General features: G+C 69.5%; 23 protein-coding genes. 13 read left to right on the forward strand and 10 right to left on the reverse strand.

The genetic code is table 11. The features are described 5' to 3' along the window. Nucleotides 1-36: 36 nt before the first annotated feature. The 6 genes from SREC43747_RS0111965 (at nucleotide 37) to SREC43747_RS0111985 (ending at nucleotide 3186) form a co-directional block, all read left to right on the forward strand. The gene (locus tag SREC43747_RS0111965) at nucleotides 37-807 is read left to right on the forward strand and encodes an LmeA family phospholipid-binding protein (protein ID WP_029721481.1); all 771 of its coding nucleotides are present in this window, start codon (nucleotides 37-39) and stop codon (nucleotides 805-807) included. Then, entirely contained in the window at nucleotides 804-1244 is a 441-nt protein-coding gene (locus SREC43747_RS0111970; RefSeq protein WP_029721482.1) for a TlpA family protein disulfide reductase, read from the forward strand. Before SREC43747_RS0111965 ends, SREC43747_RS0111970 begins: the two co-directional genes overlap by 4 nt. 111 nt (nucleotides 1245-1355) lie before the next feature. After that, the gene (locus tag SREC43747_RS22290) at nucleotides 1356-1421 is read left to right on the forward strand and encodes a putative leader peptide (protein WP_368681316.1); all 66 of its coding nucleotides are present in this window, start codon (nucleotides 1356-1358) and stop codon (nucleotides 1419-1421) included. 113 nt (nucleotides 1422-1534) lie between these two features. Further along, the gene (locus SREC43747_RS0111975; RefSeq protein ID WP_029721483.1) at nucleotides 1535-1984 is read left to right on the forward strand and encodes a DUF4395 domain-containing protein; all 450 of its coding nucleotides are present in this window, start codon (nucleotides 1535-1537) and stop codon (nucleotides 1982-1984) included. 33 nt (nucleotides 1985-2017) lie between these two features. Beyond that, complete coding sequence (locus SREC43747_RS0111980) at nucleotides 2018-2866, forward strand: sulfurtransferase (protein ID WP_029721484.1); 849 nt, start codon at nucleotides 2018-2020, stop codon at nucleotides 2864-2866. A gap of 20 nt (nucleotides 2867-2886) precedes the next feature. Next, entirely contained in the window at nucleotides 2887-3186 is a 300-nt protein-coding gene (locus SREC43747_RS0111985; RefSeq protein WP_029721485.1) for a DUF1416 domain-containing protein, read from the forward strand. 60 nt (nucleotides 3187-3246) lie between these two features. Here SREC43747_RS0111985 and SREC43747_RS0111990 read toward each other — a convergent pair whose 3' ends face one another. After that, entirely contained in the window at nucleotides 3247-3993 is a 747-nt protein-coding gene (locus SREC43747_RS0111990; protein ID WP_029721486.1) for a class I SAM-dependent methyltransferase, read from the reverse strand. Nucleotides 3994-4214: 221 nt separating this feature from the next. Here SREC43747_RS0111990 and SREC43747_RS0112000 point away from each other — a divergent pair, with 221 nt between their 5' ends. After that, complete coding sequence (locus SREC43747_RS0112000; RefSeq protein WP_029721487.1) at nucleotides 4215-4856, forward strand: heme-binding beta-barrel domain-containing protein; 642 nt, start codon at nucleotides 4215-4217, stop codon at nucleotides 4854-4856. A 266-nt stretch (nucleotides 4857-5122) separates the two neighbouring features. On the opposite strand, the gene SREC43747_RS0112005 is transcribed toward SREC43747_RS0112000, so the two are convergent. Then, nucleotides 5123-5968 (reverse strand): aminodeoxychorismate lyase, encoded by an 846-nt coding sequence (locus tag SREC43747_RS0112005; protein ID WP_029721488.1) that lies wholly within the window; start codon nucleotides 5966-5968, stop codon nucleotides 5123-5125. A gap of 109 nt (nucleotides 5969-6077) precedes the next feature. Here SREC43747_RS0112005 and SREC43747_RS0112010 point away from each other — a divergent pair, with 109 nt between their 5' ends. From SREC43747_RS0112010 to SREC43747_RS0112020, 3 genes are all read left to right on the forward strand, one after another. After that, nucleotides 6078-6500: a Fur family transcriptional regulator gene (locus SREC43747_RS0112010; RefSeq protein ID WP_029721489.1), complete on the forward strand. Its 423-nt coding sequence runs from the start codon at nucleotides 6078-6080 to the stop codon at nucleotides 6498-6500. 8 nt (nucleotides 6501-6508) lie between these two features. Continuing rightward, entirely contained in the window at nucleotides 6509-7642 is a 1134-nt protein-coding gene (ygfZ, locus tag SREC43747_RS0112015; RefSeq protein WP_029721490.1) for a CAF17-like 4Fe-4S cluster assembly/insertion protein YgfZ, read from the forward strand. A gap of 231 nt (nucleotides 7643-7873) precedes the next feature. Further along, entirely contained in the window at nucleotides 7874-8431 is a 558-nt protein-coding gene (locus tag SREC43747_RS0112020) for an RsiG family protein (protein ID WP_029721491.1), read from the forward strand. A gap of 48 nt (nucleotides 8432-8479) precedes the next feature. Here the strand turns inward: SREC43747_RS0112020 and SREC43747_RS0112025 are convergent, their stop codons facing one another. Continuing rightward, nucleotides 8480-9352 carry a DUF8083 family protein gene (locus SREC43747_RS0112025; RefSeq protein WP_029721492.1) on the reverse strand — a complete coding sequence of 291 codons (873 nt, stop codon included), beginning with the start codon at nucleotides 9350-9352 and terminating at the stop codon, nucleotides 8480-8482. Nucleotides 9353-9579: 227 nt separating this feature from the next. On the opposite strand from SREC43747_RS0112025, the gene SREC43747_RS0112030 reads away from it, so the two are divergent. Beyond that, a complete protein-coding gene (locus SREC43747_RS0112030; RefSeq protein ID WP_029721493.1) occupies nucleotides 9580-9768 on the forward strand; it encodes a DUF3073 domain-containing protein in 189 nt (62 codons plus the stop codon). Between the two features lie 226 nt (nucleotides 9769-9994). Here SREC43747_RS0112030 and SREC43747_RS0112035 read toward each other — a convergent pair whose 3' ends face one another. The 6 genes from SREC43747_RS0112035 to SREC43747_RS0112060 all read right to left on the reverse strand — a co-directional run bounded on the left by SREC43747_RS0112035 (nucleotide 9995) and on the right by SREC43747_RS0112060 (nucleotide 16267). Then, nucleotides 9995-10531 (reverse strand): DUF4396 domain-containing protein, encoded by a 537-nt coding sequence (locus SREC43747_RS0112035; RefSeq protein WP_306413787.1) that lies wholly within the window; start codon nucleotides 10529-10531, stop codon nucleotides 9995-9997. 15 nt (nucleotides 10532-10546) lie between these two features. Continuing rightward, the gene (gene purM, locus SREC43747_RS0112040) at nucleotides 10547-11659 is read right to left on the reverse strand and encodes a phosphoribosylformylglycinamidine cyclo-ligase (RefSeq protein WP_029721495.1); all 1113 of its coding nucleotides are present in this window, start codon (nucleotides 11657-11659) and stop codon (nucleotides 10547-10549) included. A 101-nt stretch (nucleotides 11660-11760) separates the two neighbouring features. Next, a complete protein-coding gene (gene purF, locus SREC43747_RS0112045) occupies nucleotides 11761-13317 on the reverse strand; it encodes an amidophosphoribosyltransferase (RefSeq protein WP_051387976.1) in 1557 nt (518 codons plus the stop codon). 265 nt (nucleotides 13318-13582) lie between these two features. After that, entirely contained in the window at nucleotides 13583-13969 is a 387-nt protein-coding gene (locus tag SREC43747_RS0112050) for a sterol carrier family protein (protein WP_051387975.1), read from the reverse strand. A 63-nt stretch (nucleotides 13970-14032) separates the two neighbouring features. Beyond that, nucleotides 14033-14842 (reverse strand): helix-turn-helix domain-containing protein, encoded by an 810-nt coding sequence (locus SREC43747_RS0112055; RefSeq protein ID WP_029721498.1) that lies wholly within the window; start codon nucleotides 14840-14842, stop codon nucleotides 14033-14035. Nucleotides 14843-15097: 255 nt separating this feature from the next. Next, nucleotides 15098-16267, reverse strand: a complete 1170-nt coding sequence (locus SREC43747_RS0112060; protein ID WP_029721500.1) for a S8 family peptidase — start codon at nucleotides 16265-16267, stop codon at nucleotides 15098-15100. 732 nt (nucleotides 16268-16999) lie between these two features. Between SREC43747_RS0112060 and SREC43747_RS0112070 the strand changes: the two genes are divergently transcribed. Continuing rightward, the gene (locus SREC43747_RS0112070; protein ID WP_029721501.1) at nucleotides 17000-17563 is read left to right on the forward strand and encodes a type VII secretion system-associated protein; all 564 of its coding nucleotides are present in this window, start codon (nucleotides 17000-17002) and stop codon (nucleotides 17561-17563) included. Between the two features lie 19 nt (nucleotides 17564-17582). Here the strand turns inward: SREC43747_RS0112070 and SREC43747_RS0112075 are convergent, their stop codons facing one another. Beyond that, the gene (locus SREC43747_RS0112075; RefSeq protein WP_081722553.1) at nucleotides 17583-19748 is read right to left on the reverse strand and encodes a putative bifunctional diguanylate cyclase/phosphodiesterase; all 2166 of its coding nucleotides are present in this window, start codon (nucleotides 19746-19748) and stop codon (nucleotides 17583-17585) included. Nucleotides 19749-20131: 383 nt separating this feature from the next. Between SREC43747_RS0112075 and SREC43747_RS19820 the strand changes: the two genes are divergently transcribed. Next, the coding region (locus tag SREC43747_RS19820) for a GH25 family lysozyme (protein WP_037331863.1) at nucleotides 20132-20810 on the forward strand (679 nt) is incomplete at its 3' end.

The following is a 20810-nucleotide window of genomic DNA, read 5'->3' on the forward strand; positions in this document are numbered from 1 at the left end:
GAACCACCCCTGTCCCCGACCAGAACGGACCGCTCGGTGAAGAAGTTCGCGATCGTCGTCGTCATCGTGCTCGGCGTGCTGGTGGGCGTGGATTTCGGCGCCGCCGCGGTGGCCGAGCACCAGGTGGCCAAGCGCCTGCAGGCCCAACTGGAGCTCGCCGAACCGCCCGAGGTCCGGGTCAACGGCTTCCCCTTCCTCACCCAGGCCGTCCGCGGGGACTACCGCGACGTGGCGATCACCGCTCGGGGCCTGCAGGTGGGCGACCTCAGCGAAGTCGGCATCGAGGCGAACCTCCACCACGCCCGGGTCGCCCTGTCCGACGTCGTCGGCGGCCAGGTGGAGGAGATCCCGGTGGACCGGTTGATCGGCCAGGTCCGCCTGCACAGCCCGGACATCGGCCGGATGATCGGCGTGCACAACCTCACCGTCCGACCGGCCTCGGAGAACGAGCTGGCCGGCAGCGAGAACGGCAACGACCAGGCCAGCGAGCTGGCCCAGTTCACCGGCACCGTGAACATCGCCGGCTCGAGCAACGAGGTGCAGGTGCTCGCGGAGCTGTCGCTGCAGAACGGCCTCCTGCACTTCCAACCCCGCAAGCTCTCCCTGAACAACAGCGCGCTGGGGCAGATCGACCTGCCGCCGGTGTTCGAGGAGTCGGTGCTGAACCAGTTCGCCACCACGGTGGATCCCGGGCAGCTGCCGTTCGAGGTGACCCCGACCGCGATCCGGGTGGAGCGGGACGTGCTGGTCGTGGAAGGCACCGCCGAGGACGTCACCCTCGGGTCCGGAGGGGTCAGCTCGCGATGACGGCCGGCGCGTGGACGCTGCTGGTCAGCGTGCTGGCGGCAGTGCTGTTCGGCGTGGTATGGCGGTGGCGTGAGGGCCGGATCCGCCGCAACGAGACCGAGGACTCCGTGTTGAACCGACTCCCCGACGAACTGGCCGAGAAGATCAGCGCGGACACCGCACCGAGCACCCAGGTGGTGCTGCTGCAGCTGTCCACCGCGTTCTGCGCCCCGTGCCGCCACACCCGGATCCTGCTCGGCGACTTCGCGCAGCGCACCGAGGGCGTGCAGCACGTGGAGGTGGACCTCACCGACCACCCGGAGTGGAGCGAGCCGCTGGGCGTCCACCGCACCCCCACCACCCTGGTGCTGGACCGGGGAGGTCGGGAGCTGTTCCGCATCCACGGGGTGCCGCGCCGCGAAGAGCTCACCCGGACGTTGCAGCCGCTGCTCGCCTGAACAGAGGCACGAACAGCGAAGTCAACCGCGTCGGAGTGAATCTCGGTAGCCTCCGTCCCACTTGGTGAACAATCTTTCCGGTAATCAGCACCCCCGGGTAACCTGCCCGGTGTGCGTGTACTGCTGACCCGAAGGCGCGCGGTTGATCTCTGCCGCGTGGGCAGCAGCCTGTGTTAGGGGCACTGACCGGGCGGTAGTACGGCTGCACCTTGCACGGTTGCGTGCCAGCGCAAGGATCAGCCCTACCGCCTGACGGACTCAGCAACTGATGTCCACAGTCAGGAGGCCCCATGCCCGCCGAAAAGCTCGATCCGCGCGGTGTCCGGTTCACCGCAGCAATCACCAGCACCATCCTCGCCATCGGGCTGCTCACCACCAGTTGGCGAGTGATGGCCGCGCAGACTGTGCTGTTCGGCCTGTGCGCGTTCATCGGAATGCGCTTGAACCCGTGGGGTGCCCTGTACCGCAAGGCGGTGCAGCCCCGACTGGCACCGATCGATCCCGCCGACCGCGAGGAGCCGGCACCCGTCCGGTTCTCCCAGGGGGTCGGATTCGTCTTCGCCTTAGCAGCCACGGTCGGGTACGCCGCCGAGTGGACCGCGTTCGGACTGGTCGCCAACGCGTTCGCACTGATCGCCGCCCTGCTCAACGCGGTCTTCGGCTTCTGCCTGGGCTGCCAGATGTACTTGCTCATCCGGCGGCTGGCCCCCAGCGGGCTGTCCGCCACGAACACCCGTTGATCCGGATACACAGCACAACGAAGGAGCCGCTCAATGAGCCGTGCAGACGTCCTGGTCACCACTGACTGGGCCGAGCAGAACCTCAACACCCCGGGCATCGTGTTCGCCGAGGTGGACGAGGACACCACCGCCTACGACGCCGGCCACATCCCCGGCGCCATCAAGCTGGACTGGCGCAACGAGCTCCAGGACCCGGTCCGCCGCGACTTCGTCGACCGCGAGGGCTTCGAGAAGCTGCTGTCCGCCAAGGGCATCAGCAACGACGACACCGTGATCCTCTACGGCGGCAACAACAACTGGTTCGCCGCCTACGCGTACTGGTACTTCCGCTACTACGGCCACAAGAACGTCAAGCTGCTCGACGGCGGCCGCAAGAAGTGGGAGCTGGACGGCCGCGAGCTGACCAAGGACGTCCCGGAGCGGCCGGCCACCCAGTACAAGGCCCAGGAGCCGGACAACTCGATCCGCGCGTTCCGCGACGAGGTCGTCGACGCCATCGGCAACAAGAACCTGGTGGACGTGCGTTCGCCCGACGAGTTCGCCGGCAAGCTGGTCGCCCCGGCGCACCTGCCGCAGGAAGCCGCGCAGCGCGCCGGCCACGTCCCGACCGCGATCAACGTGCCGTGGAGCAAGGCGGCCAACGAGGACGGCACCTTCAAGTCCGACGAGGAGCTCAAGGAGCTCTACACCGAGGCCGGCCTGGACACCTCCAAGGACACCATCGCCTACTGCCGGATCGGCGAGCGCTCCTCGCACACCTGGTTCGTGCTGCACGAGCTGCTCGGTCTGCCGAACGTGAAGAACTACGACGGCTCCTGGACCGAGTACGGTTCGCTGGTGGGCGTTCCGGTGGAGAACCCGTCCGAGCAGGCAGGCAACTGATCGAATAGGAGCAGCGCAGCATGGATGGATGCGGAGCACCGCAGCAGTCGGCTACTCCGGTGGCGGAGGACACCGATCAGGTTGTGGTGACCGGCAAGATCCGTTCCGAAGGCCAGCCCGTGGGCGGCGCTTTCGTCCGCCTGCTGGACTCCACCGGTGAGTTCACCGCCGAGGTGGTCAGCGGACCGGAGGGCGACTTCCGGTTCTACGCGGCACCGGGCAGCTGGACCGTGCGCGCCCTGCACCGCAGCGGCAGCGGCCAGGCGACGGTGTCGGCTGACGGACCCGGTGTGCACGCCGTGGACGTCGCGGTGGCCTGATCGAAGCTGGCAGCGGGCGGGGCCGGGTGCCCAGGCGGGTGCCCGGCCCCGCCCGTGCCGTCACCGCGCCTGCCGGGAGCGCAGCAGGGCGAAGGCCCGCTCGTCGCGGTCCTGGCTGCGCGGGTCGGAACCCTCCTGGCAGCCCACGGTGGTGAAGTCGAGCACTTCCCAACCGGTCCGGTCGAACAGCCGCCGCAGGCCGGTCTCGCTGAAGATCCAGTAGTTCGTCGGGTCGTTGTTGGCCTCCGTGGCGTGCAGCAGGTACGCCACCGGCTGCTCCTTGATCGGGGTGCCGTCCGGGGTGACCTGCGCGACCCGGGTGGACAGGAAGCACACATCGGCGTGCCGGGCCAGGGTTTCCAGCACGTAGAACGGGTTCTTCAGGTGGTAGAGCAGACCGAGGAAGAACACCGCCCCGTAGTGCTCGGCGGGTAGCCGGAACTGGGTGTCCAGGTCGATCTCGTGCACCTGGGCCGTCGAGGACAGCTCGGTGACCAGCCGGCGGGCCCCGCGCAGTCCGTTGAAGTTGGTGGGGGCGTTGTCGATGATGTCCACCTGGCAGCCCAGCTCGGCTTCCAGGAAGAAGCCGAAGTCGCCGTCGGCTGCGCCGATGTCGGCGATCCGGCTCCCGGCCAGCCCGGTGAGCACCTCCCGGTGCTTTCCGGTGGGCAGCGCATCCAGGTGCAGGATGTTCGCCATCGTGTCGTAGGGGTACCAGTCGAAATCAGCGGGCGCGATCTTCTCCTTGCGGGCCAGCAGCTCGGTGCGGAACGCCAGGGCCCGGTCGCGCAGAGTCTCGAAGTCCATGTGAACCGTCCTGATTGATCCGATCCCCCAGATCATGCCCGACGCCACACCCCGAACCCACTCCGCGGTGGTTATCCTTTGCGCGTGGAACTCATCGACTTTCTGCACTACGGACTTGTCGGCCTGGTCGGCGTCGCCGCGGTGGCGACCGTCTGGTTCGCCTGCTACGTGGTCTACCGCCTGTACAAGAGCTGAACCCGCTGACGCATAATCTCGGGGAAATGACTGCGACGCCGAATCAGCCGGAACCGGGTAGCGGCGACGCGGCGGTGCGCGCTGCCGCCGAACGCGCCAAGCACACCCGGCACCGCAACGTTCCCGAACTGGACGACCTGCCGGGCGAGGCGGACACCGCGAACCTGCGGATGGGGCCCTCGCTCCACGACTCCTGCCTGGCCCTGCTGCCCCTGGTGGGGGTGTGGCGCGGCGAAGGAGAGGCGTCGCACCCCTCGTTGGAGGAGTCGTACCGGTTCATCCAGCAGGTCACCATCGCGCACGACGGGCGGCCGTTCCTGACCTACGAGAGCCGCGCGTGGCGCCTGGACAAGCCGGGCGGCGAGGTCGTCGGACCGGCCTTCCGGGAGGTCGGTTTCTGGCGCCCGCAGCCGGACGACACCATCGAGCTGCTGATCACGCACTCCACCGGTGTCACCGAGATGTTCTTCGGCAAGCCGCGGAACCAGACCTCGTGGGAGTTCGGCACCGACGCGGTGTTGCGCACCCCGAGCGCGGAAGACGTGACCGCCGCCAGCCGGCTCTACGGCGTGGTCGAGGGCGCGCTGGCCTACGTCGAGGAGCGGGCCACCTCGGAGCACGAGCTGCAGCCGCGGCTGTCGGCGAAGCTGGACCGGGTCGTCGGCTGAGCTGGGCCGCCGGCGAAGGACCACTGCCCCGCGCCGGGTCCGTCGGCACGGGGCCAGCTCTCCGGTGGTGAACCCTGCGCGCGGGGCGACCGCTGCACGGCGCAGCCCTGTCGGACGGCGGGCTGAGCGGCACCGCTGGCTCGGCGACCGCCCCGGCCGTTCCCGCGAGCACCTCGGCGCGGGCTGAGCGGCTTCCACCGGCGATCCCGCCGGCGCTTCCGGTCTCGCCGGGCCCGCTCGGGCCACCGCTGGCCCTGGAGCGGCCTTCAGTAGTTGGACTCGTACAGGTCCACGATCTCCTGGTGCAGCTGCGGGTCGAACTTGACCGCGGTGCCGTCGATGGTGTGCACGTGGCTGATCAGCCGGACGCTGGAGGCCAACCAGACCCCGTCGCTGGTGAACAGGTCCTCCACCGGGAACCTCTCCAGCTTCGTCTCCCAACCGGCCTTCTCCGCCGCGCGGAACAGCGCCCCCTGCGTGGTGCCGCGCAGGATGCCGGACGAGGGCGGGGTGGTGATCAGCGTCCGCCCCCGGGCGAGGACCACGTTGGAGGTCGGGCCTTCCAGCACCGAGCCGTCGGTGGCGGTGAAGATGGCCTCGTCCGCGCCGCGCGCCTCGGCCTCCCGCATGGCCGCCATGTTGATCGCGTAGGAGAGGGTCTTCGCCGACAGCAGCAGCCAGGGCGCCCGCTCCATCAGGTCCGGGGCGTAGCCGCGTTCGAGCGTGATCGCCGAAACCCCCTCGGTGCGCTTGCGCCGGGTGTCCGCGCCGACCGGGTTGCCCAGGGCGAACGCGGTGGGCACGTCCGAGCCCTCCACGCCGCGGGTGCACACCAGCTTCAACGACAGCTCCGGTTCGTCGTCCCACGGCCAGTGGTCGATCACCGCTCGCACCGCGGTTTCCCACTCGCCCCGTCCCGGCAGCGGCAACTGCAGCAGTCGGGCGGAGCGGGCCAGCCGGTCCAGGTGCGGGCCCAGCTCGCGGGGCTCGCGGTTGACGACCAAGATCGTCTCGAACACCCCGTCGCCCCGCAGCAAGCCGAGGTCGTCCGCCCGGATCAGAGGTGTCTCCGGGTCCGCGATGGTGCCATCCAGAAAAGCCAGTACGCGCATGCTCGCAGCCTAGATGGCCGGGGCGGCGAGGAGGAGTCAAGCCGCCAGGCGGGTCGGCGCACAGCGCTACGATCGGGTTGCCGGTACGGACCGCCCCACGGGAGCAGCTTTGAGCGACCAGGCATCGCTGCGCAGTGTCCTGCATCAGCGCGGAATGCGGATGACCCCGCAACGCCAGCTCGTGCTCGACGCGGTCCGGAAATTGGGGCACGCCACTCCGGAGCAGGTCTGCCGCAAGGTCCAGGAAACCGCCCCGACGGTGAACATCACCACGGTCTACCGGGCGCTGGACCTGCTGGAGGAGCTGGGGTTGGTCCGGCACACCCACCTCGGCCGTGGGGCGCCGACCTACTCCACGAAGGAGCACAAGCACGTCCACCTGGCTTGCCACCGGTGCGGCCGGTTGGAAGAAGTGCCCGCGGAAATACTCGACGATCTCGTCCGGTTGCTCGACCTCGAGCGCGGTTTCGCGCTCGATGCCACGCACTTGGCCTTGTCAGGCCTTTGCCGCGACTGCCGGAACAGCAGCTAGGAGCGCACATGAGTTCCCCTCTGTTGCAACAGCCCGGTGCGGTGCCAGCACCCGAGGACTCCCCGGACGCCGGGGTGCCGTGGCACTTCGGTGATCCGTTCGCCGAGCAGCGCTCCGCTACCCGCTCGGCGGTGGTGGTGGACCGCTCGCACCGGCAGGTGATCGCGGTCCCCGGCGAGGAGCGGCTCAGCTGGTTGCACCTGGTCCTCTCCCAGCACGTGAGCGAATTGCCGGAGGGGCGGGGCACCGAGGCGCTGGTGCTGGACAGCAACGGCCACGTGGACTGCCACATGCTGGTGGCCCACCACGAGGGCGTGGTGTACCTGGACACCGACCCGGGCGCGCAGGCGACCAGCGCGCTGCCCAAGGGCGGCAAGCAGTCCCTGCTGGAGTACCTGGAGGCGATGCGCTTCTGGTCCAAGGTGGAGCCGCGGGACGCGTCCGCGGAGTTCGCGGTGCTCACCGTGGTCGGGCCGGACGCGCCCGGGCTGCTGGAGCAGTTCACCGCCGTCCCGAAGCAGCCCTACGAGGTGGTGGCGCTGCCCGGTGGGGGCTTCGCCCGCCAGGTGCCGTTCCGCTCGCTGTACACCGCGGACCTGGTGGTGCCGCGGGCATCGCTGGCGGAGTGGTGGATCAAGCTGACCGATGCCGGCATCCGGCCGGCCGGGACGCTGGCCCACGAGGCGCTGCGGGTGGAGGCGCTGCGCCCGCGGGTGGGGTTGGACACCGACGACCGCGCCATCCCGCACGAACTGGGCTGGATCGACGTCGCAGCGCACGTGGCCAAGGGCTGCTACCGCGGCCAGGAGACCGTGGCCAAGGTGCACAACGTCGGCAAGCCGCCGCGGCGGATGGTGCTGCTGCACCTGGACGGTTCGGTCGAGGTCCAGCCGGAGACCGGGGACCCGGTGCGGCTGGGCGAGCGGCAGGTCGGCCGGGTGGGCAGCGTGGTGCAGCACCACGAGCTCGGCCCGATCGCGTTGGCCCTGCTCAAGCGGACCGCTCCGGTGGACGCCGAGCTGATGGCCGGGGACCCGGAGCAGGACCGGGCGGTGGCGGCGGCGGTGGATCCCGACTCGGTGCCGCCGGACACCGGGGAACCGCCGGGGCGAGCTGCGATGCGGGGCCTGCGCGGGCGTTGATGCGGTAATTCGCACCCGAATGGCGGACCCTATGGACATGCCCAGCGGGTATGCCTTTAGTTGCACGGCAGAGCGCGCAGGCTGCGGCAATCGGGTGAAGTACCCCGGTTGCGCAAGACCACGCCCTGGCACAACCGCCCACGCTCTCGTGGGGATCCGTAATTTCGGCAGGTGACCGCACCGCTGCCAGCACGCGTTGGCAACCCGACCTGACGACCGGAGGAAGGGCACGTGATCGAAGTCCGCCCGGGCGGGCGACGCCGCATCGACAGGGTCCTGTCACCGGACTACACCAGCGGCATCGACCGCTGTGCGCTCAGCGAGGTGCGACAGCTGCGGGACGAGGCGGCCCAGGAGGAGACGGACCTCTCCTACCTGCGCCGGGTGCTGCACGCCCGGATCGACATCGTCCGGGCCGAGCAGCGCCGCCGCCGGGAAGGGGGCTCGGCTCCCGTCGTCGACCAGCTGGCGAGCATCCTGGCCGACAACGCGGTGGGCCCGGCGACCGGCTCCGGCCGGTACCAGACGATCGAGCCGTCGCGGGCGGAAGCGCACCGCCGCCACGTCGAGGCGCTGGTCTCCGACGTGGACCTGTCGGACGTCACCTCGTTACCGGACCAGAAGCTGGACCAGGTCCTGGCCACGTACGTCGCCGAGGAGGACTCGGTGTCCCGGTTGCGCCGCCAGGTGCAGCAGGTGGTGGACCGGCTCAACGACGAGATCGCCCGGCGCTACCGGGAAGGCGCGGCCTCGGTGGACGACCTGTTGGCCCGCGAGCGCGGTCTGTGACGCCCGGCGGCGCGCTCCGCGCCGAACGCACCGTTCCCGCCCCGGGGGTCAGTTGTGGTGCTCCCGGGCGGCGAACTCGGCCCAGTAGTCGCGCAGCGCCTCGTACCGGGCCGCGACCTCCGCGGAGTCGTCCAGCTCCATCGCGTCGATGATGGCGTGCACGTCCTCGGCCGAGGAGTCCGCGTCGAGGTCGCTGTCCGACATCATCTGGGTCAGCCCGCCGTAGTCGAGCTCCACCGCCGCGTGCGAGTGGAACTGCTCCAGCCACCGGCTGAGCTCCAGCAGGAGGCGGGTGGGCCCGCTCTCCCCGATCGAACGCTCGCACACCGCGTGCGCCCGCACCACGCGGCGCTGGGCCTCGGTCATCGTGGTGCGCCAGCACACCCGGCGCTGGCCGTCCCGCTGCAGGACGCGCCGTTCCGCCGGATCGACGGCGGTGAACCACGGCAGGGGAACGGTCCAGGTGGAGGACAGCACGTGCACGGGAGCACCGGACAGCTCGCTGATCACCGCTTGGGCCCGGCTCTTGGCGCGGTCCGCCGGCACCGGCAGGACCGAAGCCCGCAGCGACGGCTCTGCGGCGCCGAGGAACCCGACCAGGGCGGCGGCGGACCGGCCGCGCAGGTCCAGCGGGCACACCAGCGGCCCCGGACCGGACACGGCGTCCGGCCCGGCCGGTACTTCTGAGGGGTCGAGCACCAGCACGTCGGGGACCTCGTCCCGGTCCTCCGGCAGCAGCCTCGGCGGCAGGGCCAGCTGGTTGCGCAGCCAGACCTGCTGCTCCAGCCGGCCGGCGTCGAACAGGTCGAGCGGTTTGTCCTCCGCCGCCCTGGCCAGCTGCTCCCGCAACGGGGACGAAAACGACGACAGGGGTTCGTACACCCTCAGGTAGGCGACGAACGGCTCAGGCACAGCGTGCATGTTGCCACGTCCGGGTCAGGCGGTTGTTGTTGGCTGCCGTACGGCCGAACGGGTGGCGTCCGAGGAAAGAGGGCGACATCACCCAAGACACGCTGACTCAGAGCCGACACCACGTCGCATAGAACGGCGTCGACACGGTACGGTAGGTACAGGAAACGTTGTCGAGATCATGCGGGGCCGACTTCCCCTGTCCGCCCCGCACACACCCTGCGCGAGGGGGTCGAGCCATGGGGCGCGGCCGGGCTAAGGCCAAACAGACGAAGGTGGCCCGCGAGCTTAAGTACAACTCCCCCGCCATGGACATCGAGGCGTTGCAGCGAGAGCTGTCCGCGCAACGGTCTGGCGAGTGGTCCAACGAGGACCGTGAAGACTCGTACGACGACGGGTACGACGACTACGACTACGACCGGCGCTGACGCGCACCTCCGCTGAGTCCCACAGCACTCCTCTGCTGTGCGCTCAGTGTGGTGTGTGCGCCGGGAGTCGTCACCCTCGACGTGCGGGTGGAGTTGACAGGTTCGCAGGTCACCACGAGACACTGAACGACCGCGGGTGGTGCCACTCCGGTGGCGCCACCCGCGGTTCTCCACTCCACCGCGCGGTGTCGCTGTCCGGCGGTGCGCTCCGCGGCCGGACGCGGCGTCACCGGTGCTGCACGTGGTGCACGGCGTGGTGACCTCTGCCACGTTCGATGAGCCACTTGTTCACCGGCAGGGTCACCGTGAACGCGATCGCCAGCGCGACTGCCAGTGAGCCCCAGAACAGACCGCTGGTGATCCCGGCTTCGATCGCTCCGGGGACGACTGCCACCACCGCGTTGTCCACGAGCTCCATGACCGCGATGGACAGCGTGTCGGCGGCCAGGGCGATCCGCACCGCGCGCCGCCAGCCCAGTCCGGCGCGCAGCGCGCTGGAGGCGGTGAGCGCGTAGCCGAAGAAGAACGCCAGCGCCACGGCGAGCGCGATCGTCGCGGCGTTGGGCAGCCCGACCGAGCTGCCGATCACCATTCCCAGCACTTCGCCGATGGCGCACCCGGTCAGGCAGTGCAGCGTCGCCGCATTGGCGACGGCCCAGGACGTCCGCATGTCCGGGGCGTACCCGCCCTCGGCGGAAACCACCGCCGGGGTGTTCGCAACGCCTCCCGGTCGGGGCGGCGGCCGGCGCGGTGCTCCTCGCACCGGCCGCTCAGCGGCTCAGAACCGCGGGTGACTGCCGCGCAGCACCACCCGGTCGTCCTCGCCCGCGCCTTCCACGTTCGGCTGCTTGGCGATCTCCCCGACGACCCACGCCGGAACGTGCCGGGCGGTGAGCACCGCCAGCGCGCGGTCCACGTCTTCGGCGGTCACCACGGCCACCATGCCGATGCCCATGTTGAAGGTGCGCTCCATCTCCTCCTGGGCGACGCGGCCGCGCTGGGCGATCAGGCTGAACACCGGGGCCGGCGTCCAGCTGCCGCGGTCCAGCACCGCGGTCAGGCCCGGGGGGATGACCCGCGCCAGGTTGGCCGCCAACCCGCCACCGGTGACGTGCGCGAACGTGCGCACCTCGGTTTCGGCGGCCATCGCCAAGCAGTCCTTGGCGTAGATCCGGGTCGGCTCCAGCAGCTCCTCGCCCAGGGTCCGCCCGAACTCCTCGACGTGGCCGTCCAGCGGCATCCGGGCGATGTCCAGCAGCACCCGGCGGGCCAGCGAGTAGCCGTTGGAGTGCAGCCCGGAGGACCCCATGGCGATCACCACGTCGCCCGGGCGCACCTTCTCCGGGCTGAGCATCGCCGAGGCCTCGACCACGCCCACCCCGGTGGCGGACAGGTCGTACTCGCCGGGCGCCATCAGCCCCGGGTGCTCAGCGGTCTCGCCGCCGAGCAGGGCGCAACCGGCCTGCACGCAGCCTTCCGAGATGCCCTTCACCAGGTCCGCGACCTGCTCCGGAACGACCTGACCGACGGCGATGTAGTCCTGCAGGAACAGCGGCTCGGCCCCGCAGACCACCAGGTCGTCCACCACCATGGCCACCAGGTCGATGCCGACGGTGTCGTGCAGGTCCATGGCCTGGGCGACGGCGATCTTGGTGCCCACCCCGTCGGTCGACGAAGCCAGCACCGGCTCCTTCCACCGGTCCAGTTTCAGCTGGAACAACCCGGCGAAGCCGCCGAGCGATCCGAGCACCTCGGGCCGGGTGGCCTGCTTCGCCCACGGGCGCATCAGCTCGACGGCCTCTTCGCCGGCCTCGATGCTCACCCCCGCGGCGGCGTAGGTGGCTTTCTCATTCCCGTTCTGATCAGACCCTGCGAGCAGGTCTTCGGACACGACTAGCTCCACATCTGGTGCGTGTTTGCGATTCGCCGGAAGCGCACGTGCAGCACGGCCGCGCTACGCGTGGCAGGCGCCCGTCGGTCGGGCGCGCCCGGTCACGGCCGGCGCAGCGCGTCCGCTGCACCGTAGCTGTTCGGCAGTTCCGGCTCCGCCGGTCCTGCCACGCCTCGTTCCTCCCCTCCTTCGAGGAGGTACTTGCCGAGCCGGGCGTCCTCGGGCAGCGGGATCGGGTAGTGGCCGTCGAAGCAGGCAGCGCACATCCGGTTGCGGGGCTGTTCGGTCGCCGTGATCAAGTTGTCCAGGGACACGTAACCCAGCGAATCGGCCCCGATGGACCGCCGCACACCGTCATTGTCCAGCCCGTTGGCGATCAGCTCAGCCCGGGAGGCGAAGTCGATCCCGTAGAAGCAGGGCCAGCGCACCGGCGGGGAAGCGATCCGCACGTGCACCTCGATGGCACCGGCTTCCCGCAGCATGCGCACCAGGGCGCGCTGGGTGTTGCCGCGCACGATCGAGTCGTCGACCACGACCAGCCGCTTGCCGCGGATCACCTCGCGCAGCGGGTTCAGCTTCAGCCGGATGCCCAGCTGGCGGATGGTCTGGGAGGGCTGGATGAACGTGCGCCCCACGTAGGAGTTCTTCACCAGCCCCTGCCCGTAGGGGATGCCGGAGGCCTGGGCGTAGCCGATGGCGGCCGGGGTGCCCGATTCCGGCACCGGGATCACCAGGTCGGCCTCCACCGGGTGCTCCTGGGCGAGCCGGCGGCCGATCTCCACCCGCGTCCCGTACACCGAGCGGCCCGCGATCGTGGTGTCCGGCCGGGCCAGGTAGACGTACTCGAAGATGCAGCCCTTCGGCTGGGGGTTGGCGAAGTGCTGGGAGCGCAACCCGTCGGCGTCGATCGCCAGCAGCTCGCCCGGTTCCACTTCGCGGACGAACGAAGCCCCCACGATGTCCAGGGCCGCGGTTTCGCTGGCGACCACCCAGCCGCGCTCCAGCCGGCCGAGCACCAGCGGACGCACCCCGTACGGGTCGCGCGCCGCGTAGAGGGTGTTCTCGTCGCAGAAGACCATGGAGAACGCCCCGCGCACGGTCGGGAACAGCTCCATGGCGGCCTGCTCGATGCCCTTGTCCTCGGCGTTCGCGGCGAGCAGCCCGCAGACCAGGTCCGAGTCGCTGGTGGCCCGGTCGCAGGAGCTGACCGGGGCGGAGGCGTTGGCGGCGCTTCCCGCATCAGCCCCCTCGGCGACCGCCCGCTCGAAGAGCTCGGCGGTGTTGACCAGGTTGCCGTTGTGGCCGAGCGCCAACGCTCCGGTGGCCATGGTGCGGAAGGTGGGCTGCGCGTTCTCCCAATTGCCACCGCCGGTGGTGGAGTAGCGCACGTGCCCGACGGCGATGTGCCCGCGCAGCGAGGCCAGCGTCTGCTCGTTGAACACCTGGCTGACCAGGCCGAGGTCCTTGTACACCAGCACCTGCGAGCCGTCGCCCACCGCGATGCCGGAGGCTTCCTGGCCGCGGTGCTGCAAGGCGTACAGGCCGTAGTAGGTCAGTTTGGCGACTTCTTCACCAGGCGCCCAAACCCCGAAAACACCGCATTCTTCGCGTGGGACGTCGCGTTCGACATCAGCGGCGCTGGCGGAGTCCGCCTGGATGTTGGCGTTGTCCGGTTCAAGCCGGTCGGTGACCACCGAAAACTCCCTCGGGAACGGAGCCGGAGTTGCACCTCAGTGTAAGCCGGACTCCGCCTGGATTTTCCCTCGGTCGATTGAGCCTTCTCACAGCTACCACTGCTGTTCCCCCGGTTCACGCGCGTCACCGCCACGCCGCGTGCAACCGGGGAGCACGCCGCGCCACGACGGCGTTCCCGGCCGGACGAGGAGTCGAGCGGCGGGTGCGGAACGGGAAGACGGCCGCGGCTCATCGGGTGGGGGCGAGCAGGGGCAGCCAGTCGGACAGGTCCGCTCGGGTCCCGGAAGCGCTGACCCGGCCGTCGTCCAGTGCTTCCTGCCAGCCGGTGCGCCCGGTGGCCAGCTCCAGCCAGGTGCGCGGGTCCGTCTCCACCACGTTCGGCGGCGTACCGCGGGTGTGCCGGGGACCTTCCACGCACTGCACCGCGGCGAACGGGGGGACCCGCACCTCCACGCTCCGCCCCGGGGCGGTCTGCGCCAACCAGCGCAGGGTGGTGCGCACCGCGGCGGCGAGTTCGGTCCGCGGCGGCTGGGGGGCGGTGCCGGACAGCCACTGCTGCACCGCCGCGACCGCACGCCGCACTTCAGCGAGGTCGACGTTCCGACGACTGGCCACGCCAAGACCGTATAGCGCTGGGCCGCCGGGGCGGCACCGTCCCCGACGGCCCGGCGGAGGCGGTCACAGCCAGCCCAGTTTCACCGCCTGCATGCCGGCTTGGAACCGGGTTTCCACCCCGAGCCGGGCGATCAGCTCCCGCACCCGCCGGTGCGCGGTGCGGGCGCTGAACCCCATCAGCCGGCCGATCGTGTCGTCGGTAGCCCCGGAAGCCAGCAGCGACAGGATCCACCGCTCCTCCTCGGTGGGCTGCATGTCGCTGGCCGGTAGATCGTGCTCAGCGGTGAACGGGGCGGCGAACCGCCACAGGTTCTCGAAGATCCGGTTGATCGCGGCCAGCATCGCGGAGTTGTGGATGACCACCGCGCTCTCCACTGTGGAGGTGCTGACCGTCAGCGGCAGCAGGGCGATCTCGTTGTCCACGATGACCAGCTTGGTCGGCGCGACGTGGATCACCCGGGCTTGCTCTCCGCGGGCCACCAACTGGGTGGTGATGTCCAGTTGGGGAGATCGGGCGGCCAGCGCGGAGCGGTCGTAGATGACCTGGTACTGGACGCCTTCGGCGAGCTTGCGGGCCTCCAGCGAGTCCAGCGGGTTGGTCGCGGCGTAAGGCGGCTTGGCGACGCCCTGCACCAGTTGCTTGGCGCCGCGCTGCAGCTCGTAGGCCATCTGGCCGACCCGCTGCGCTCCATGCACCACCTGCAGCACTCCGCCTTTGGTAGCGGTGCGTGCGGCCGCTCGCGCGACCGATGCCACCGCCGCCCGCGCTTCGACCTGCGCCTGCACCGAACGCTGCACCGCCGGTGCGCGGGTGGTGGCTGCAACGCCGGCAGCCGGTGACTCGGACAGCTCTTCGGTGTATCCCGACAACACGGCACACCCCTCCTCACGTGCCCGGCAGCGCCTCGGTGGCAACGCCTCGAGCACTTTCCGCCCCCCTGGTCAGAAAAACTAACTGTCAGGAACGGCTGCGGATACCGGCTTGACAGGAATGCGGCTTTTCCGCTTCCCGGAATGGTCCGGCCGGAGGCTCCGGCTGACGCCCGAACGGCCTATGGGAACGCACGACGGGCCCTTCCTCCATTCGAGTTGAGAAAGGGCCCGCCGCATCGCGGTCCTATCCTTCGATCACAGGTCGCCGATCTGCAGCAGGTCGGCGATCGTGTCCGCCGGGGCGTTCTGGATGACGCCCTCGGCCGCCTGGCCCTGCAGCGCGCTGATCACCTCGTCGGGCGCGGCGCTGGGGTTGACTTCCAGGTAGAGCGCGCCGACACCGGCCACGTGCGGGCTGGCCATCGAGGTGCCGCTCATGGTTTCGGTGCCGCCGCCGGGAACGGTGGAGACGATGTCCACACCGGGCGCGTACCCTTCGACGACCGAGCCGTAGTTGGTGAAGGACGCCGAGGAGTCGTCGCTGTCCGAAGCGGCCGTGGTGAAGACGCCCTCAGCGCTGGCCGGGGAGACGTTCGCCGCGTCCTGGGCCTCGTTCCCGGCCGCCACGGCGAGGAACACGCCGGATTCGACCAGCGAGGTGGCCGCCTCGTCCAGGGCCGGGTCCTTCGAACCGCCCAGCGACATGTTGGCCACCGACGGGCCGCTGGCGTTCTCGGCGACCCAGTCGATGCCGTCGATGATCTGCTCGGTGGTGCCGCTGCCCTGGTCGTCGAGCACCTTCACCCCGACCAGCTCGACCTGCTTGGCCACGCCGTAGGTCTTGCTGCCGATGGTGCCGGCGACGTGGGTTCCGTGGCCGTGCCCGTCGGAGCCGTCCCCGCCGGTGGCGTCGTACCCGACCGAGGCGCGCCCCTCGAACTCGGGGTGGCTGGCGTCGATGCCGGTGTCCAGGATGTACGCGGTCACCCCGGAGCCGGTGCCGGACGGGGAGTAGGACCCGTCCAGCGGCAGCGACGGCTGGTCCAACCGGTCCAGGCCCCAGGAGCCGACGTCCTGGGCGTCCCGGTCCTCCACCTGGATGCGGAAGCTCTGCGAGACGTTCTCGACCTTGTCGGACTTGCGGACCGTCTCCAGCTGCTCGGCGGTCAACTTGGCCGAGAAGCCGTTCAACGTGTTGGTGTACAGGTGCCGGGCCTGCACGCCGAGCTCTTCAGCGACGCCCTGCGGAGCGATCCCGTCCTTGAGGTTGACGATGTAGGTGTCCGCGGTGTCGGCCGTCGCAGCCTCGGGGTGCAGGGTGAGCGGCGCCAGTTCGACCTCCGGCTGGGCGCCTGCCGGAACTCCGGCGAATGCGAGAGCCGCTGCGGCAATCCCCGCCCCGCTGCCGAGAAGCAGCTTCTTCATGGTTTCCCCTCCTCCGCTTCGGGGTTCGCTCGGGTGGGGCCGAGCGAATGTTCACGCCGGAACGTATCCAGCGAGCCACACTTACGGGTGAGGTTGGCGAATTGTCGACAAACAATCCGCAGGAGGGGTGAATAACTTCCCATCTGGTGTTCCGCCGAACGGCAACGCCACCCCGGCGGAAGCCCGAAAATACCCTTTGGACCTGGAAAAACGGCAATTTTGGGAAGAACGGCCGAACGGGTGCAGCGCCGCCGCGCGCTCCCGAAGCCGAATCGGTGAACCATACCCGCCGGACATTCCCATCCGCACGGGGAGTCCGTTTGGTGACGGGCAGCAATTCCGCGCATACGCCGAACAGGTGAGAGACTCTCGTCAGGCGGGTGACGAGCGGCGCGGCTGACGACCGGCGAACCGGCTCCCGCTCCGCCCGTGTAGTCTTTTTCGGACAGTTCACCGGGCGTGCCCGGTCCGCCGCAGCGGCGCGCCCGGGACACCGGTCCGCTGGTCGCCGAACCGGTTCCCGCACGTCCGGATCCGCACGTGAACTCCTCGCCAGCAGCCCTGGCTCCCCGAGCCTCCGCGAAGCGACCCGGGCACCTCGCACCAACCGGTCCCGGCCGAGGCCCGCGAAGAAACCGGTGCCCGTCCACCCGCGCACGACCCGCCGGATCGGTGGCACGCTCGGTGCTGTACCCCAGCCGGTGCGGAGCACGGAACGACCAAGGAGACCCCATGCCGAAACCGCCACCGATCACCGCGCAGATGCGCGAGTACGCCAAGGAGCACCCGAGCACCTGGCTGTACATCGTCGACCCCGGCTACGAAGCCCAGGGCGAGAACGTGCCGCAGGAAGGCATCGTCGGCGCCTACCGCATCGACGCCAACGGCGAGATCGACGAGGAGTTCGCCTTCAACGACAAGTACCAGCCGTCCGACCTGGTCAGCGGGCAACCCGAACCGGCGAACGAGCTGGAGCGGGTCATGCAGCAGATCTCCACCGGCGAACTCCCGGAGTCAGCGCTGCCGCCCGCCGTGCTGAACGCCGACCTGCTGCTGTACGCCCCCAGCGAGGAGGACAACCAGGTCTACGCCGCGGAGCTGTCCGACGGCAGCCAGCTGGTGCCGGCCTGCACCTCGACCGCGCACATCCCCGCGGACTGGCCGGGATACCGCCAGGTCCCGGGCAGGCTGCTCCCCGAACTGCTGGGCGACCTCGACCTCGGGTTGAACCTCAATTCCGCGGTGCAGGCCGTGATTCCGAACCGGGTGCTGCTGCAAGCGGCCAGCCAGCAGTAGCCCACCGGAACGCCGGTGGTCAGTCGGTCAGGCTGGCGGCGATGAACTTCCGGATCTCCTCGGGGCGGCACGGCTTGGCGAACAGGTAGCCCTGTCCGGTTTCGCACCCGATGTCGGCCAGCCTGCGCGCCTGGGCGTGCGTCTCCACGCCCTCGGCGGTGACGGTCAACCCCAGCGTGTGGGCCAGGTCCACCAGCGTGCTGACGAGCCGGGCGTCCACCGGGTCGGCCCGTTCCGCCTCCCGGAGACCCGCCATGAACGAACCGGCGATCTTGAGCTCGTGCAGCGGCAGGTGCCGCAGGTAAGCCAGGTTCGAGTACCCGGTGCCGAAGTCGTCGATCGCGATCCGGACCCCCATGGCGGCCAGGGCGCGCAGGGCGTCCAGCGGCTCATCGGTGCCCATGACCGCGCTCTCGGTGATCTCGAGCTGCAGCAGCGCCGTGTTCAACCCGGTTTCCCGCAGGATCTTCGACACGTCGGAGACCAGGTTCGGCTCCTGGGACTGGCGCACCGCGAGGTTGACGCTGACGAACGGGGCGTCCTGGCCGAATTCGTCCTGCCAGTGCTTGGCCTCCTGGCAGGCCTGCCGCAGCACCCACCGACCCAGCGAGACGATCAACCCGGTCTCCTCGGCCAACGAGATGAACCGGTCGGGGCCCAGTCGGCCCAGCTCGGGGTGCTGCCACCGGACCAGTGCCTCCACCCCGACGACGTTGAAGTCCCGCAGCCCGACCAGCGGCTGGTACTCCACGAAGAACTCGTCGCGCTCCAGAGCGGCGGGCATTTCCGCGGAGAGCTGGAACTTCGCCACTTCGGTGGCGTTCCGCTCGGCGTCGAACAGCACCCACTTGCCCTTGCCCTCGGCCTTCGCCCAGTACAGCGTGACGTCGGCGTCCCGCAGCAGTTCGGCGGCGGTCTGGCCGGCCACCGGGCGTTCCACGATGCCGATGCTGGCGTTGACGGTGAGCTCCTGCCCGGCGGTGCGGATCGGTTTGGCCAGGCTCTGCAGCACCCGGTCGGCGACCGAGGTGGCGTCCCGGATGCCGGTGGAGTTCTCGATGAGGATGATGAACTCGTCCCCACCCATCCGGGCGACCATGCGGTCTTCGCCCTGCACCACTTCGGCCAGTCGCTGGGCGACCGCCACCAGCAGGTCGTCCCCGACGTGGTGCCCCAGGCTGTCGTTGATGGCCTTGAAGCCGTCCAGGTCCAATGAGCACAGCGCCAGCCGCTCGCCCGGCTCGTTCCGCCGCAGGATCGCGTCCAGCCGGTCGGTGAGCAACGTCCGGTTGGGCAGGGAGGTCAGCGGGTCGTGGGTGGCCTCGTGCTGCAGGCGCTCCTGCAGCGTCCGGCGCTCGGTGACGTCCTCCACCATGACCACTTGGTAGAGCGGCCGCCCTTCCTCGTCGCGCACCAGGGAACCGATCAGCTCGGTCCACACCGTGCTGCGGTCGGGCCGGTGGAACTGCTTTTCGATGCGGTACTGGTCGCGTTCACCCCGGACCAGCTCTTCGTACTTCCGCCATATCGAGTCGGTGTCGCTGGGGTGCATCAGGTCGAACACCCGCATGCGCCGCAGCTCGTCGCCGGTCCGGCTGAGCATCCTGCACAGGGGGGTGTTCACGTCCAGGATGCGCCCCTCCAGGTCGACGAGTCCGATCCCGATCGCCGCTTCGGAGAACACCGCGCGGAACCTCGCTTCGCTGGCGCGCAGCGCTTGTTCGGCGGCATCGCGCGCGTCCAGGACCGCCTGCCGAATGGCTTCCTGCTCGTCCAGGGTGCGCTTGCGGATGGCCTGGACGAAACCGGAGCACAGGTAGCCCTGGATCGCGGACAGCCGTTGGCGGTAACCGGGCTCGTCCGCCAGGCCGAGGGTTTCCAACAACCGGTTCCCGATCAGCTCCACGGTGCGGGCGAGCGATTCGGCGCTGGTGAAGTGGTCCGAGACCAGGTCGACCCCGATGGAACGCACCGCGGACGGGTCGAAGGGCTCCCCGAGCAGTACGTCGACCAGCCGCTCGGTGTAGCCGTTGAGATGTCCTTCCACTTCGGCAGCGGTCATCGGCACGTAGCTGGTGCCAAGCATGACCTGCGCCCAGATCGATGCGAATTGCCGCTCACCGGCCCGGCTCACCTCGGCGGTCACCTCATCAGCTCGGAATGTCGGCGCGTTCCAGCCGGTCATGCCTGGGGCGCCTCCACAGTTCTTCTTGCCTGGGGCCGTCTCGTGGAAGGATACGACCGGAGCACCCGCGAGGTCGAACGCGAAGATCCAGTTTTGGTGACGGTGATCAAAAAATCCCCCCTGGAAAAGCGGCCCGGAGAAATTCCGCGCACGTCGTCGCGCGACTTTTCATGATCCGTTGAAGGCAGTGCTGCACCCCCAGTGCAGTTGCCCTGTTCCTCGGAATAACCATTTTTCCGCCCGATAATCCCCGATTTTACCGGATTGCGCCGATGTAGTTAAAAAGCAACATAAGGTCTTCATATTGAGAAAAATAATCGCCAGACTTTCGGCAGACGTACCGCATTCCCGTCGGTACCAAGAACTACTTCCGAGAGGCCCCGATGACACTCAACAGAGCACGCGGTCGCCGGAAACGCCTGATCTCCGCAGTTGCTGTGCTCTGCGCCGGGCTCGTTTCCCTGGCCGGCCCCGCGCAAGCCAGCTCCCCCGAAGGTGAAGCCGCCCCACCGGAAACCGGCGACCACGCGATGGGTTCCCAGATCCGCAAGCACGAAGGTGGCGGCGGACCTGTGGTGATGCCGAAAGACGCACCGCTGGCGACGGTGAACGGAATGGACGTCAGCGGCCACCAAGGCAATGTGGACTGGAAGTACTGGTGGGACGAAGGCATGCGGTTCGCCTTCGTCAAGGCCACCGAAGGCACCGGCTACAAGAACCCGTACTTCGCCCAGCAGTACAACGGGTCCTACGACGTCGGCATGATCCGCGGCGCCTACCACTTCGCGCTGCCGGACCGGTCCAGCGGTGCTGCTCAGGCCAACTTCTTCGTGGACAACGGCGGTGGCTGGTCGGCCGACGGCAAGACCCTTCCGGGTGCGCTCGACATGGAGTACAACCCGTACGGGTCGACTTGCTACGGCAAGAGCAAGAGCGAGATGACCGCCTGGATCAAGGACTTCAGCGACACCTACCACGACCGCACCGGCCGGTACCCGGTCATCTACACCAGCACCAGCTGGTGGAACCAGTGCGTGAACGGGGACTTCAGCTCCACCAACC

This window comes from Saccharopolyspora rectivirgula DSM 43747, assembly GCF_000497205.1.
Taxonomy (GTDB): Bacteria; Actinomycetota; Actinomycetes; order Mycobacteriales; family Pseudonocardiaceae; genus Saccharopolyspora; species Saccharopolyspora rectivirgula.

Coding starts and splice junctions, on each gene's coding strand:
- SREC43747_RS0111970 (WP_029721482.1), top strand. CDS start 804: ATGACGGCCGGCGCGTGGACGCTGCTGGTCAGCGTGCTGGCGGCAGTG.
- SREC43747_RS0111975 (WP_029721483.1), top strand. CDS start 1,535: ATGCCCGCCGAAAAGCTCGATCCGCGCGGTGTCCGGTTCACCGCAGCA.
- SREC43747_RS0111980 (WP_029721484.1), top strand. CDS start 2,018: ATGAGCCGTGCAGACGTCCTGGTCACCACTGACTGGGCCGAGCAGAAC.
- SREC43747_RS0111985 (WP_029721485.1), top strand. CDS start 2,887: ATGGATGGATGCGGAGCACCGCAGCAGTCGGCTACTCCGGTGGCGGAG.
- SREC43747_RS0111990 (WP_029721486.1), bottom strand. CDS start 3,993: ATGGACTTCGAGACTCTGCGCGACCGGGCCCTGGCGTTCCGCACCGAG.
- SREC43747_RS0112000 (WP_029721487.1), top strand. CDS start 4,215: ATGACTGCGACGCCGAATCAGCCGGAACCGGGTAGCGGCGACGCGGCG.
- SREC43747_RS0112005 (WP_029721488.1), bottom strand. CDS start 5,968: ATGCGCGTACTGGCTTTTCTGGATGGCACCATCGCGGACCCGGAGACA.
- ygfZ (WP_029721490.1), top strand. CDS start 6,509: ATGAGTTCCCCTCTGTTGCAACAGCCCGGTGCGGTGCCAGCACCCGAG.
- SREC43747_RS0112025 (WP_029721492.1), bottom strand. CDS start 9,352: ATGCACGCTGTGCCTGAGCCGTTCGTCGCCTACCTGAGGGTGTACGAA.
- SREC43747_RS0112030 (WP_029721493.1), top strand. CDS start 9,580: ATGGGGCGCGGCCGGGCTAAGGCCAAACAGACGAAGGTGGCCCGCGAG.
- SREC43747_RS0112060 (WP_029721500.1), bottom strand. CDS start 16,267: ATGAAGAAGCTGCTTCTCGGCAGCGGGGCGGGGATTGCCGCAGCGGCT.
- SREC43747_RS0112070 (WP_029721501.1), top strand. CDS start 17,000: ATGCCGAAACCGCCACCGATCACCGCGCAGATGCGCGAGTACGCCAAG.
- SREC43747_RS0112075 (WP_081722553.1), bottom strand. CDS start 19,748: ATGACCGGCTGGAACGCGCCGACATTCCGAGCTGATGAGGTGACCGCC.